Annotated in this window: 15 protein-coding genes; 7 read left to right on the top strand and 8 right to left on the bottom strand. The window is 54.4% G+C overall.

The genetic code is table 11. The annotated features are described in order from the left end of the window. Positions 1-7 precede the first annotated feature (7 nt). The gene (sufE, locus tag ABGB15_RS11980) at positions 8-424 is read left to right on the top strand and encodes a cysteine desulfuration protein SufE (protein WP_152084352.1); all 417 of its coding nucleotides are present in this window, start codon (positions 8-10) and stop codon (positions 422-424) included. Between the two features lie 97 nt (positions 425-521). Beyond that, the gene (locus ABGB15_RS11975) at positions 522-1,535 is read left to right on the top strand and encodes a L,D-transpeptidase family protein (RefSeq protein ID WP_215723209.1); all 1,014 of its coding nucleotides are present in this window, start codon (positions 522-524) and stop codon (positions 1,533-1,535) included. A gap of 60 nt (positions 1,536-1,595) precedes the next feature. On the opposite strand, the gene lpp is transcribed toward ABGB15_RS11975, so the two are convergent. The 4 genes from lpp to ABGB15_RS11955 form a co-directional block, all read right to left on the bottom strand. Next, on the bottom strand, positions 1,596-1,832 hold the full coding sequence (gene lpp, locus ABGB15_RS11970; protein WP_010430241.1) for a murein lipoprotein Lpp: 237 nt from the start codon (positions 1,830-1,832) through the stop codon (positions 1,596-1,598). A gap of 310 nt (positions 1,833-2,142) precedes the next feature. Continuing rightward, positions 2,143-3,555, bottom strand: a complete 1,413-nt coding sequence (gene pykF, locus ABGB15_RS11965; RefSeq protein WP_215723210.1) for a pyruvate kinase PykF — start codon at positions 3,553-3,555, stop codon at positions 2,143-2,145. Positions 3,556-3,932: 377 nt separating this feature from the next. Next, positions 3,933-5,078 (bottom strand): PLP-dependent aspartate aminotransferase family protein, encoded by a 1,146-nt coding sequence (locus ABGB15_RS11960; RefSeq protein WP_215723211.1) that lies wholly within the window; start codon positions 5,076-5,078, stop codon positions 3,933-3,935. Then, positions 5,075-6,460: a cystathionine beta-synthase gene (locus ABGB15_RS11955; RefSeq protein WP_152084356.1), complete on the bottom strand. Its 1,386-nt coding sequence runs from the start codon at positions 6,458-6,460 to the stop codon at positions 5,075-5,077. The genes ABGB15_RS11960 and ABGB15_RS11955 overlap by 4 nt, the downstream gene beginning before the upstream one ends. Before the next feature lie 401 nt (positions 6,461-6,861). On the opposite strand from ABGB15_RS11955, the gene ABGB15_RS11950 reads away from it, so the two are divergent. The 4 genes from ABGB15_RS11950 (at position 6,862) to fumD (ending at position 9,698) form a co-directional block, all read left to right on the top strand. Then, the gene (locus ABGB15_RS11950) at positions 6,862-7,884 is read left to right on the top strand and encodes a methionine ABC transporter ATP-binding protein (RefSeq protein ID WP_215723212.1); all 1,023 of its coding nucleotides are present in this window, start codon (positions 6,862-6,864) and stop codon (positions 7,882-7,884) included. Then, positions 7,877-8,545 carry a methionine ABC transporter permease gene (locus tag ABGB15_RS11945; RefSeq protein WP_152084358.1) on the top strand — a complete coding sequence of 223 codons (669 nt, stop codon included), beginning with the start codon at positions 7,877-7,879 and terminating at the stop codon, positions 8,543-8,545. The genes ABGB15_RS11950 and ABGB15_RS11945 overlap by 8 nt, the downstream gene beginning before the upstream one ends. Before the next feature lie 24 nt (positions 8,546-8,569). Then, entirely contained in the window at positions 8,570-9,382 is an 813-nt protein-coding gene (locus ABGB15_RS11940; RefSeq protein ID WP_152084359.1) for a MetQ/NlpA family ABC transporter substrate-binding protein, read from the top strand. Positions 9,383-9,488: 106 nt separating this feature from the next. Beyond that, a complete protein-coding gene (gene fumD, locus ABGB15_RS11935; RefSeq protein ID WP_008500615.1) occupies positions 9,489-9,698 on the top strand; it encodes a fumarate hydratase FumD in 210 nt (69 codons plus the stop codon). Here fumD and ABGB15_RS11930 read toward each other — a convergent pair. The 4 genes from ABGB15_RS11930 to ABGB15_RS11915 are packed head-to-tail and all read right to left on the bottom strand — an operon-like array spanning position 9,679 to position 12,740. After that, entirely contained in the window at positions 9,679-10,365 is a 687-nt protein-coding gene (locus ABGB15_RS11930; protein ID WP_215723213.1) for an amino acid ABC transporter permease, read from the bottom strand. The genes fumD and ABGB15_RS11930 overlap by 20 nt on opposite strands. Further along, the gene (locus ABGB15_RS11925; RefSeq protein WP_215723214.1) at positions 10,362-11,093 is read right to left on the bottom strand and encodes an amino acid ABC transporter permease; all 732 of its coding nucleotides are present in this window, start codon (positions 11,091-11,093) and stop codon (positions 10,362-10,364) included. The genes ABGB15_RS11930 and ABGB15_RS11925 overlap by 4 nt, the downstream gene beginning before the upstream one ends. Further along, positions 11,093-11,908, bottom strand: coding sequence for an amino acid ABC transporter ATP-binding protein (locus tag ABGB15_RS11920; RefSeq protein WP_215723215.1), 816 nt, complete (start codon positions 11,906-11,908; stop codon positions 11,093-11,095). The genes ABGB15_RS11925 and ABGB15_RS11920 overlap by 1 nt, the downstream gene beginning before the upstream one ends. Before the next feature lies 1 nt (position 11,909). Then, positions 11,910-12,740 (bottom strand): ABC transporter substrate-binding protein, encoded by an 831-nt coding sequence (locus tag ABGB15_RS11915; protein WP_215723216.1) that lies wholly within the window; start codon positions 12,738-12,740, stop codon positions 11,910-11,912. Positions 12,741-12,984: 244 nt separating this feature from the next. Here ABGB15_RS11915 and ABGB15_RS11910 point away from each other — a divergent pair, with 244 nt between their 5' ends. Beyond that, complete coding sequence (locus ABGB15_RS11910) at positions 12,985-13,152, top strand: hypothetical protein (RefSeq protein ID WP_167515556.1); 168 nt, start codon at positions 12,985-12,987, stop codon at positions 13,150-13,152. Positions 13,153-13,207: the final 55 nt, after the last annotated feature.

Below are 13,207 nucleotides of genomic sequence, written 5' to 3'. Positions count from 1 at the left end.
GCAAGAGATGGCAGAGTTGCCGGATAAAGAGAAGCTGTTGCGTAACTTTGGGCGTTGCGCAAACTGGGAAGAGAAGTACCTCTATATCATTGAGCTTGGGCAGCGTCTGCCGCCGCTCAGTGAAGAGGCGCATAACCCGGATAATATTATTCAGGGCTGCCAGAGCCAGGTGTGGATCGTGATGCAGCCTGACAAAAACGGTGTGATGGAATTACAGGGCGACAGCGATGCCGCAATTGTGAAAGGGCTGATTGCCGTTGTGTTTATTCTGTATCACCAGATGACGGCGCAGGACATTGCCACGTTTGATGTGCGCCCGTGGTTTGAAAAAATGGCGCTAACCCAACACCTCACTCCGTCCCGCTCCCAGGGGCTGGAAGCGATGATCCGCGCGATTCGCGCTAAAGCCGCAATCCTTAGCTAGACTTAAAAGACAGCATTCATTCTGTTTCGCGAGGTGGTTTCTGCCTCGCTGGTTTTTCAGCTTTCTGACGTTCTGTCAGTGAATAAGGAATCTCAGCATGAAGCGCGCGTCTTTTATAACCCTGGTACTGCTTGGTTCGCTCGGTGCTCTTAATTCAGCCAGAGCGGTAGATTACCCTTTGCCGCCTGAGGGCAGCCGTCTTATTGGTCAAAACCAAACCTACACCATTCAGGAAGGCGACAATAAGCTACAAACCATTGCCCGTCGGTTTAATACCGCAGCACAGCTTATTCTTGAAACCAATAATACCATTGCGCCGGTCAATCCTGCGCCGGGAACGGTGATAACGATTCCGTCTCAGATGCTACTGCCGGATACACCGCGCGAGGGCATTGTGGTGAACCTGGCAGAACTGCGGCTCTATTACTTCCCGCCGGGTGAAAATAGCGTTCAGGTTTACCCGCTGGGGATCGGGCAGCTTGGGCTGGAAACGCCGGTATCAACTACCCGCGTGAGTCAGAAAATCCCTAACCCTACCTGGACGCCAACAGCGGGCATCAGGGCGCGCTCACTGGCACAGGGCATCAAACTGCCCCCGGTGGTGCCCGCAGGGCCAAATAACCCGCTGGGGCGCTATGCATTGCGTTTAGGCATCGGGAATGGGGAATATCTCATTCACGGGACCAGCGCGCCGGACAGCGTCGGGCTGCGTGTCAGCTCCGGTTGTATGCGCATGAATGCGCCGGACATCAAGGCGCTGTTCGGGCAGGTACGCGTCGGTACGCGGGTGCAGATCATTAATGAACCGGTGAAGTTCTCCGTGGAGCCTGACGGTAAACGCTATATTGAAGTTCACCGACCTCTGGCACAGGTTGAAGGGGAAAACCCTCAGGTTGCGCCAATTACGCATTCCGCAGAGTTTGCCGCGTTTGTTTCCCAGACGGGGAGTGATAAAGCGCTTATTGATAAAGCGTTGTCACGTCGGGCGGGCATTCCGGTTGCTGTGTCGGCAGATAATGGCCCGTCCGCCAGTAACCCTGTGTTATCGGTACAGAACAGTCGTGTGTCAACGGCGGTTGCGGAAGAAGAAGGGGAGAAAGTGACGCAATAGGCCGTTTGAGAAGGCAAAAAAAATGGCGCACAATGTGCGCCATTTTATTAACAGGTACTATTACTTACGGTATTTAGTAGCCTGGTTGTCCAGACGCTGGTTAGCGCGAGCTGCGTCGTCTTTAGCAGCCTGAACGTCGGAACGGATTGCGTTCACGTCGTTGCTCAGCTGGTCAACTTTAGCGTTCAGAGTCTGAACGTCAGAAGACAGCTGATCGATTTTAGCGTTGCTGGAGCAACCTGCCAGCAGAGTAGAACCCAGGATTACCGCGCCCAGTACCAGTTTAGTACGATTCATTATTAATACCCTCTAGATTGAGTTAATCTCCATGTAGCGTTACAAGTATTACACAAAGTTTTTTAGGTTGAGAATATTTTTTTGATGGGAATACGCCTATTTTTGATCGTTCGCTCAAAGAAGCAACGAATTTGGCATTTTTGTCGAAAAAGCTATGTTAAAAAAGGCATTTTTCATCGGATTCATCTTAGATAAATCGCGATTAAATAGAAAAACCCGATTTGCTATTTTGTTTAGATATAGCTAATGCCAGCAATAAAAAAAGCGCCGCGAGGGCGCTTTTTAACAGAATGCATTCGTTCGGGAATTATTACAGTACGTGAACAGATGCAGTATTGGTTGTGCCTGATGGAACCAGTGCACCAGAAACCATCACGACAACGTCGCCTTTCTGAGCCAGACCGCTTTCCAGCGCCAGTTCTTTACCCTGAATGTAGAAATCGTCAGTAGAGGCGATCTCTTTCACCAGATGCGCAACAACGCCTTTGCTCAGCACCAGCTGACGCGCCGTGGTTTCGTTGGTGGTCAGTGCCAGGATAGTGGCGTCCGGGAAGTATTTACGTACTGCGCGAGCAGATTTACCGCCCTGAGTGGCTACCACGATCAGCGGTGCGTCCAGTTTCTCAGCGGTTTCTACAGCACCACGGCACACTGCTTCGGTGATGCGCAGTTTGCGGCTGTCGTTGCTGAAGTCCAGACGGCTGGTCATGACGCGATCGGTACGCTCACAGATGGTCGCCATGATGCTAACGGCTTCCAGCGGGTATTTCCCTTTCGCGGATTCGCCGGACAGCATCACTGCGTCAGTGCCGTCGAGGATGGCGTTAGCCACGTCGCCTGCTTCAGCGCGGGTAGGGCGTGGGTTTTTGATCATGGAGTCCAGCATCTGCGTGGCAGTGATAACCACTTTACGCGCGCGAACACACTTCTCGATCATCATCTTCTGCGCGAAGATCACCTCTTCAACCGGGATCTCAACGCCCAGGTCACCACGTGCAACCATGATGCCGTCAGATGCTTCGAGGATTTCGTCGAAGTTGTTCAGGCCTTCCTGGTTTTCGATTTTGGAGATGATCTGGATCTTCTCGCCGCCGTGCGCTTTCAGGTGCTCACGGATTTCAACCACGTCGGAACGTTTACGAATGAAGGACGCAGCAACGAAGTCAACGCCTTGCTCGCAGCCGAAGATCAGGTCTTGCTTGTCTTTTTCAGCCAGCGCTGGCAGAGCGATAGAAACGCCTGGCAGGTTAACGCCTTTGTTTTCGCCCAGGTCGCCGTTGTTCAGTACCTTACAGATAACCTTGTTGCCTTCGATAGCGGTGACTTCCATACCGATCAGGCCGTCGTCCACCAGCACGGTGTTACCCACGGACAGATCGCTGGTGAAGCCTTCATAGGTCACCGCAACGATGTCGTTGTTACCGACAACAGACTTGTCAGTGGTGAAGGTGAAGGTCTGGCCCGCTTTCAGAGAGACGTCGTTACCGCCTTCGAGTTTGATGGTACGGATTTCTGGACCTTTGGTATCGAGCAGGATAGCGGCTTTTTTACCGGTCTTGCTCATCACGTTGCGCAAGTTCTGGATACGCTGACCGTGTTCAGCATAGTCACCGTGGGAGAAGTTCAGACGCATAACGTTCATGCCGGCGTCCAGCATTTTGGTCAGCATCTCTTCAGATTCGGTTTTCGGGCCGATGGTGCAAACAATTTTCGTCTTTTTCATGACAGTCTTAGTCTTTAAGTTGGGAAGGATATGGAAATCTCGCTCCGGGGGCGCACCGCCGCGGAGTCAAACCTGTGTTGCAAAAGAGTATATGACACGCACTAAGGATAGGAGACATCAAATGAGCGTGCAGAAGAAAGTGTGCCTGAGTGTCAGCCCAACGAAGGAGAGGAGAAATTGTACGTTGTTTTTTGTATTCCAAGCGCTGAAACCATTCACCAGGGATTAGGCGCGCATTATACGCTGATTTTCAGCAAAAAGGAAAATGAAAACAGCGTTTCAAAAATAATCTGTGCAGTTTCACACAATATTGTTATCAAGGCGTTAAGGCATAATGACATCTTATGGCGGCAGGCCGAACGCCCGCCGCATTTTGCTCAGATTTTCAGCGCCTGGTGGAGAACGGCGATTAAGTCTTTCACATCCTCAATCCCGACTGAGAGGCGGATCAACTGAGGAACAATGCCGTTAGCCAGACGTTGTTCCAGCGGAATGGAGGCATGGGTCATGCTGTAAGGCTGGCTGACCAGACTTTCCACACCACCCAGGCTTTCGGCAAGGGTGAACAGCTTCAGGTTACGGATAACCTCTGTTGCCCGTTGCGCATCACCTTTTACCACCACGGCAATCATGCCGCCCGGCAGCGCCATCTGGGAGCGGGCGAGCGAATACTGTGGGTGCGACTCCACCCCCGGATAGAAGACTTTTTCCACCTGAGGGTGCTGCTCAAGCCATTGCGCAATCGCGAGTGCGTTGGTGCTGTGCTTCTCCACACGCAACGCAAGGGTGCGAATACCGCGCAGGGTCAGGAAGCTGCTAAACGGATCAAGCACGCCGCCGATGGCGTTCTGCAGGTAACCCAGCGTGTCAGCCAGGGCTTTGTTATCCCCCACGACCGCCAGCCCAGCCACCACGTCAGAGTGGCCGTTAAGGTATTTGGTGGCAGAGTGCACCACAATATCGAAACCCGACTCCAGAGGGCGGTGAATGATCGGTGACGCAAACGTATTATCTGCCACGCTGATGAGGTTATGACGCCGGGCAATCGCGGCAATAGCCGCCAGATCCGCCAGCTTCAGCAGGGGATTGGTCGGCGTTTCCACCCAGATCATCCGGGTATCCGGGCGAATGGCGGCTTCCAGCCCCGCCAGATCGTCCGGTTTAATCCAGCTGACCTGCAGACCGGTACTGCGCCTGCGCACGTTTTCAATCAGGCGATACGTCCCGCCGTAGACGTCATCAATGGCGACGATATGGCTGTCTTTATCCAGCAGTTCGAGCACGGTGGAAATGGCCGCCAGCCCTGACGCAAAGGCGTAGCCACGCGTCCCGCTTTCCAGTTTAGCAATCGCCGTTTCCAGCGCATGGCGGGTCGGGTTACCGCTGCGGGAATATTCATAGCCGGTATGTTCTCCCGGTGACGGCTGCGCAAACGTTGAGGTGGCGTAAATCGGCGGCATCACCGCACCGTGCTGATCGTTAAATTCGCCGCTATGAACGCTGAGAGTGGCCAGATTTTTCATCGTGTGTTCCTTTCTTGTTGTAGACGGTTGCGCCAGGCGGTGAGGACGTCGCTGCGCGTGATCAGGCCGAGAAAGCGCTCGTTGTCAGTGATAACGGCGACCAGTCCGCGGTCAAAAATGGCGTGCAGGTCGCTCTCCGGTGCGTGCTTATCAAGAAACTCCACCTGCCGCGTCATCGCCTGAGTGACGGGGAGGGTGAAACGATCGCCTTCGCCGCCGATGTGCCGCAGCAGATCCCACTCGTCGATGATACCGACGACCTTACCGTCATCCAGCACAGGAAGCTGGGAGATGTCGTACAAACGCATCCGTGCCAGCACGGTGGAGAGAGTGTCATCCGGTGAGGCGGTAACGGTCGCGCCTTCATCGTGGCGAAGGGCGATGTAGTCGGAAAGATCGCCAGCCTGAGGGCGCGTAATTAGCCCCTGCTGACGCATCCAGTCGTCGTTGAACATCTTCGAGAGATATTTATTACCGCTGTCGCAGGCGAAGGTGACAACGCGCTTCGGCGTGGTCTGCGCCTGGCAGTATTTCAGTGCGGCTGCCAGCAAAGTGCCGCTGGAGGAACCCGCCAGAATGCCTTCCGTTTTCAGCAGCGCGCGCGCGGTTGTAAAGGCTTCCTGGTCGGTAATACGCCAGGCGCGATGAACGCCCTCGATGTGCGCCAGCGGGGGAATGAAGTCTTCACCGATCCCTTCAACCAGCCATGAACCCGCATCGTGGTAACGCCCGGTCTCCACCTGATCGGCGAGAACCGAACCCGCAGGGTCGGCCAGCACAAACTCCGTATGCGGGGAGTGCCCGGCAAACCAGGCCTGCAGGCCCCCCAGCGTGCCGCCGGAACCGACGCCGACCACGATGGCATCAATGTTTCCATCGAGTTGCTCGTACAGTTCCGGCGCGGTGGTGGTGCGGTGCGCCAGCGGGTTGGCTTCATTATTAAACTGATCAATATAAAACGCGCCGGGCAGGTCGTTCGCCAGCCGTTGGGCGTAATCCTGATAATAGGCCGGATGACCTTTGTTGACGTCGGAACGGGTCAGCACCACCTGAGCCCCCAGCGCGCGCAGGTGGAATATTTTTTCGCGGCTCATTTTGTCGGGCACCACCAGAATCAGTGAATACCCTTTCTGTGCGGCAATCAGCGCCAGCCCGAGGCCGGTATTCCCGGCGGTGGCCTCAATAATCGTGCCGCCGGGTAGCAGCAGACCTTTGCGCTCCGCTTCATTAATCATCGACAGCGCGACGCGATCTTTGATCGAGCCACCGGGGTTTTGGTTTTCCAGCTTAAGAAACAGCGAGCACGGGCCGGTATCGAGTTTATGTAGCTGGATCAGCGGCGTGCGGCCAATCAGTTCGGTAACGGAATGATAAATCGTCATGAGGGTTTCCCTTTAAGAAGTTCATGACGGGATGATAGGACCGTGAATTTTTCTCAATAAAGAACGTTTCACTGTCTTTTAGAACAGAAAAGCATATTCATGCCAGTTTTGGATGTCAGGAAAGCAAGACGTAAAGTGCTCTGGATGTGAGGATGGCTATACAGGCATAAAATGCTGCAAAAATAGCCATTTTTACCGGTGGTGGTCGGTGATATATGCATCTGGCAGATATTCATTGCTGAAAATAATCTAAATGCCCGTTGCCCTGTTATTTCGCTGCTTATTTCCGGTCGTTATAAGACATTCCTTTTTGGTCATTTAAAACCTGATCACCTCTGTTTACACTCATTTGGACATCCATACTGCTAAACCGCTATATGCGTAACGGATAAAGAATAAGAATGATTGTACTCAGGAATATTTCGAAGGTTTTTGACAACGGAAAGGTGGCACTCACTGCCGTTGATAACGTCAATTTGACGATCGAACAGGGACAAATTTACGGCATTATCGGTTACAGCGGCGCAGGGAAAAGTACCCTGATCCGCCTGCTGAATGGCCTCGAAAAACCGAGTACCGGGAGCGTCACCATTAACGGGCAGGACATCTCTGCCGCAAAGGGTGAAGCGCTGCGCCAGGCACGTCTGAAGATCAGCATGGTATTCCAGCACTTCAACCTGCTGTGGTCGCGCACGGTGAACGAGAACATCGCCTTCTCAATGCAAATCGCCGGTGTGCCCAAAGCCAACATCAAGGCCCGCGTGGCCGAACTGGTGGCGCTGGTCGGGCTGAAGGGGCGCGAAAATGCGTACCCTTCTCAGCTCAGTGGCGGGCAAAAGCAGCGGGTAGGCATCGCGCGTGCGCTGGCGAATAACCCGGATGTACTGCTCTGCGATGAAGCAACCTCCGCGCTCGACCCGCAGACCACCGATCAGATCCTTGACCTGCTGCTGGATATTAACCGTCGTTTTAAGCTGACTATCGTGCTGATTACCCACGAGATGCACGTGGTGCGCAAAATCTGCGACCGCGTGGCGGTGATGGAGAACGGCAAAGTAGTGGAAGAGGGCGACGTGCTGAGCGTCTTTACCCACCCACAGCAGCCCATCACGCAACAGTTTGTCCGTCAGGTAAGCCAGTATGCCGAGGAAGAGACGTTCAATACTGAACTGGCAAACGAGCTGGAAGGCACGGTTATCCGGCTGACCTTCACCGGGCACAGCACGCATAAGCCGATCGTGGGGGAACTGACGCTGCGCTACGGCCTGCCGTTTAATATCCTGCACGGAAAAATGACACAAACCGCCCACGGTGTTTTCGGTCAACTCTGGGTACACGTGGTGGCATCTGACGAACAACTGAACAATATCCTTGCCGACCTGCAGCAAAGTGATATTCAGGGCGAGGTGATTAAACATGGCTGAGGATCTCTTTCCGCATCTGAAGTGGGATCAACTGTGGGCGGCAACGCTGGAGACGCTGTACATGACGGCACTCTCTGGTGTGGCGACCTTTGTCCTGGGGATTGTGCTCGGCCTGGCGCTGTTTTTAACCGCCCGTGGTGGGCTGTTTCATAACCGCACGGTCTATAGCGTGATTTCGATTGTGGTGAACGTGTTCCGTTCTATCCCGTTCATCATCCTGATTGTATTGCTGATCCCGTTCACGAAAACCATCGTGGGTACCATCCTCGGCGCAAATGCGGCGCTGCCTGCGCTGATAGTGGGCGCGGCACCGTTCTACGCGCGTCTGGTGGAGATTGCCCTGCGTGAAGTGGACAAAGGGGTCATAGAAGCAACGCGCTCAATGGGCGCACGACTGAGCACCTTAGTGTTTCGGGTTTTACTGCCGGAATCTTCACCCGCACTGGTTTCAGGCATTACGGTGACGCTGATCGCGCTGGTGAGTTACAGCGCAATGGCGGGGGTGATTGGCGCTGGCGGTTTGGGAAATCTGGCTTATCTGGAAGGATTCCAGCGCAACCATGGTGACGTCACGCTGGTAGCAACGGTGACCATTTTGATCATCGTTTTCGTTATCCAGTTCTGCGGCGACATCATTACTTCACTGTTAGATAAACGCTAATAAATACACACAGGAACCATCATCATGAAAAAGACACTGACACTGATCGCCGCAGCAACCCTGAGCGCCCTGAGCTTTGCTTCCTGGGCCGATACCTTGACCGTGGGCGCGTCCAACACGCCGCATGCCGAAATCCTGGAGCAGGCGAAGCCGATTCTGGCGAAGCAGGGTATCGATCTGGAGATCAAACCGTTCCAGGACTACATTCTGCCAAACACCGCGCTGGCGGGGCATGATATCGATGCCAACTACTTCCAGCATATCCCTTACCTGAACAGCGTGCTGAAAGATCACGCGGGCGACAAGGATTACGATTTTGTCAGCGCAGGTGCTATCCACATTGAGCCAATCGGTATCTACTCTAAAAAATACAAGTCGCTGAAAGATCTGCCGGAAGGCGGCAAAATCATCATGCGTGATGCCGTTTCGGAAGAGGGTCGCATTCTCTCTATCTTTGAAAAAGAGGGTGTGATCAAGCTGAAGCCGGGCATCGACAAAGTGACCGCGCGCATCAGCGACATCGTGGAGAACCCGAAAAAGCTGCAGTTCACTCCTAACGTGGAAGCCTCCCTGCTGCCGCAAATGTACAACAACGACGAAGGCGATGCGGTGGTGATTAACGCCAACTACGCGATTGACGCCGGTCTGGACCCGGTTCACGACCCGATTGCGGTTGAGAGCGGTGAAAATAACCCGTATGCCAACATCATTACCGTGCATCGCGGTGACGAGAAGAAGAAAGATATCGTCGCGCTGGTGAACGTGCTGCACTCTAAAGAGATTCAGGAGTGGATTCGTACCAAATATAAAGGCGCGGTTATCCCTGTAAATAACTAATTCCTTGATTTTACAAAGAAGCCCGGCGAGATCCTCGTCGGGCTTCTTTTTGTATCCAGCCCACGAATCATTTAAGCTGAACGTTTAGGGCAATGGAGGGTTGGCAATGGGCAATGTGACCAAAGACGAAGCGCTGTACCAGGAGATGTGTCGGGTGGTCGGGAAGGTGGTGCTTGAGATGCGTGATTTAGGCCAGGAGCCAAAGCATATTGTGATCGCCGGTGTGCTGCGTACCGCGCTGGCGAACCAGCGCGTCAAACGCAGTGAGCTGACAACCGAAGCGATGGAAACGGTGGTTAAAGCGCTGGCCGGGTAAGCCGCCAGCGTTTCGCGAGCTGTTCGAGTGAACAGCAGAGCAGGTAGTAGACCACACCGGTAAAGATAAAAATGGCGGCAGGGTAGATCTGCACCCGGTTATTCACCTGTCCTGCCACTGTCGTCAGTTCCGGCACGTTTACAATGAACGCCAGCGACGTATCCTTCAGCAGGCTGATAAAAATGCCCACCAGAGACGGCAGGATGTTGCGCAACCCCTGCGGAAGCAGCACGCGCCACAGGGTTTGTTGGGTGCTGAATCCCTGAGATAGCGCCGCCTCATACTGTCCGGCAGGCAGCGCGTTTAGCCCGGCCAGTACCGAATGCATCACCGATGCCGCCGTAAACCAGGCCAGCGCCAGCGTGACCGTCAGCGCACCCGGCAGTTCGCCGCCGGTCATCAGCGGCAGCAGATACCACATCCAGAAAATCACGAAGATTAACGGGATTCCGCGGATCAGCTCTGCCCACAGAAACAGCGCCTTGCGCACCAGCCCCGTATAACGCCAGGCCAGGCACGCAAGGGCAATGCCGCCAGGCAGGGCGAGCAGCGCTGCTCCTGTAGCCATCAATAGTGAGAGCAACACCCCGCCAGGCTCACCCGCCGCCGCACGTCCCCACAGCAGATAATCCAGGTTTTCGGTAATAACATTTATTCCGGCAATCATTTTACACTCCCTCTGGCAGGGCCGATGCGCACCAGCACCATGCCCATCACCACGCCCGTGAGCAGATACAGTGCCGTTCCCACGGTAAATGCCTCCAGCGCGTGGGCGTTGTAACTCTCTATCTGCCGTACCTGGTAAGTGAGTTCGGCAAAGCCAATTCCACTGGCAAGCGAGGAGAGCTTCATCAGGTTGAGATACTGCCCGACGACCGGTTGCCAGGCGTTAGCCAGCCCCTGTGGCAACAGAATGTAACGAAACAGCCGCCAGGCGGAAAATCCCTGCGCCATCGCAGCTTCACGCTGCCCGGTGGGGACGGAGCGCAACCCGGACTCGATCTCTTCAATTAAAAAGGCTGAAGTGAACACCCCCAGTCCCCAGGCAGAACATAAAAACTCCGGTGTGAACCACCAGACGTCGCCGGGCAGGATCGACCAGCTGTGATCTGCATTCACCACATCCCGAAGCGCCAGCGGAAGCCAGTTCCAGGCGGCGAAATACCAGAACAGCAGTTGTACCAGGAGGGGGGTATTGCGAAACAGGGAGACCCAGGCGCTGACAACCCCTTCGCCGGTTCGCCCGCCAGAGAGGCGTAACAGCAAAAACAACAGCGCGAAAAGGCTGGCCAGTATCGCACCCGCGAGAGTGACCCACAGCGTGGTCAGAAAACCGGATAATATCCACTGCAGGGGCTGCCCGGTCAGCACCCCCTGCCAGTCGAGCGCGGGCATTACAGATGCTCCTGATGAAGCGGGTTGAGCACCTTTTGCAGGAAACGCTGCGCGCGCGGATGCGATGGTTGCGTAAAAAACTGCTCCGGCGAGACCGTTTCCAGGATCTGACCGCCATCGATAAAAACAATCCGGTCGGCAATTTCACGGGCAAACTGCATTTCGTGCGTTACCACGACCATCGTGATCCCGCTATGCGCCAGCGCTTTCATTACAAACAGCACTTCACCAATCATCTCCGGGTCGAGGGCTGACGTCGGCTCGTCGAACAGGATGATTTGCGGCGAAGAGGCCAGCGCACGGGCGATGGCGACGCGTTGCTGCTGCCCTCCTGATAGCTCTGCCGGGAAATGGTGGGCTTTTTCCAGCATGCCCACTTTTTCCAGCAGGACGGCGGCACGTTCCTGAGCAGGCTGAGGTTTCCAGCCGTGGACGTGCTCCAGCGCCAGAGTAATGTTCTGGCTGGCGGTGAGATGCGCGTAAAGATTAAATTGCTGGAAAACGAAGCCAACGCGGCTGCGAAGCTGTCGAAGCGCCACACCGGAAAGTTGCCCGGTGGGTTTGTTGTCGACCAGAATTTCGCCGCCGTTAAGGGTTTCCAGCTGGTTGATGAGCCGGATGAGAGTGGACTTGCCGGAACCGGAAGGGCCGAGTATAGCAACCACTTCACCGGGCGTGATGCTCAGGTTTATCCCTTTGAGCACCTCATGATTACCGTAACGTTTAACCACGTCACGAAACTCAACGCTGGCGTGTTCCAGATGTGAAAAATCCGCGGCACCGGCCGCGGAGTGTGAAAATAAACCTGAGAGCATATTACCGGGCTTCTATTTTAAAGGCGCGAGGCTGTGGGGACGGGGTCTGTGGGCCAAACCAGGTGTCGTAGATTTTTGCGGCCTGACCGCTTTTCTCGAGGTTAATCAGCTCATCGTTCACCACTTTCAGCAGCGCCGTTTCGCCTTTTTTCACGCCAACGCCAATCTCTTCTTTGCTGAGCAGGTCAGGCAGAATTTTGAAGTTCGCTTTATCCGGTGCTTGTGCCAGCAGGCCCGCCAGAATGGTGCTGTCCTGGGTGATCGCCTGCACGTTACCGTTACGCAGTGCGGTCAGCGCCAGCGGAATATCATCGTAGGAGAGCACGCGGGACTGCGGGAAACGCTGGTGGAGAGCCTGTTCACCTGTTGTGCCTTTTACCGCACCAATACGCGCGCGGCTGTATTCGTCCAGTTTATCCGGGGACGTTGCTGGCACCAGGAACTGCTGTCCGGTCACAAAATAGGGGGTGGAAAAATCGATCACCTGCGCGCGTTCTGGCGTGATGGTGATGTCTGCCACAATTAAATCGGCTTTACCGGACTGCAGCAGCGGAATGCGGTTGGCCGGATTAGTGGCAACCAGTTCCAGCTTCACGCCAAGCGCTTTTGCCAGCGCGTTGGCGAAATCGACGTCATAGCCCACGATCTCATGGGTTTTCGCGTCGATAGAACCAAACGGTGGGTTGGCGTCAAAGGTGGCGACTTTCACCACGCCTGCTGCCCTGATGTCCGCCAGTTGGTCGGCCTGCGCCTGTGTCGACAATATGCCGCCTGCCGCCAGTAAACCCAAAGCCACTGCTATTTTTTGATACGATTTTTTATATGCTGCCATAGTAATGCGTCTTCCCGTCGTTTTTGTTTTCTCCGGATACGCTCCCATAAGCTAACGCTATCGCCAAATAAGAAATTCTTCTTTGCTATAAGCAAAAAAGCATTAGTGAACAATGTGTTATTGACAAGTAAATGAATGGGAGGCTATTTGCGCATTCTGCACATTGACAGTCAATATTGGTATTTCCCTTACGTGAAATTTAGGTGTTTAACTGAGGACAGGTGAAGCGAAGAGGGTAAAGACGATGAAAAAGTGGATAAGCACGTTACGGCGGTTTTTTGCGACCCGGCCGGACAATGCGGAGAACAGCGCGCAACGTGTTCTTGAGTCGATTCTGCCTGTCGCCAGCCTGTATGGCGTCGACGTCGCTAACATTGACCCGGAGTGGTTCCATGATAAAACGTCACGCTGAACTGCGCCGCACGCGCGAAATGTACTGGAATGAGCTGTGCTCACGGTTTGTAAAG

The organism is Enterobacter sp. MALB-1, from assembly GCF_041021625.1.
GTDB lineage: Bacteria > Pseudomonadota > Gammaproteobacteria > Enterobacterales > Enterobacteriaceae > Enterobacter > Enterobacter oligotrophicus.
The sequence above is the reverse complement of the archived record's forward strand: the minus strand, read 5'-3'. Positions and strand labels throughout refer to the sequence as shown.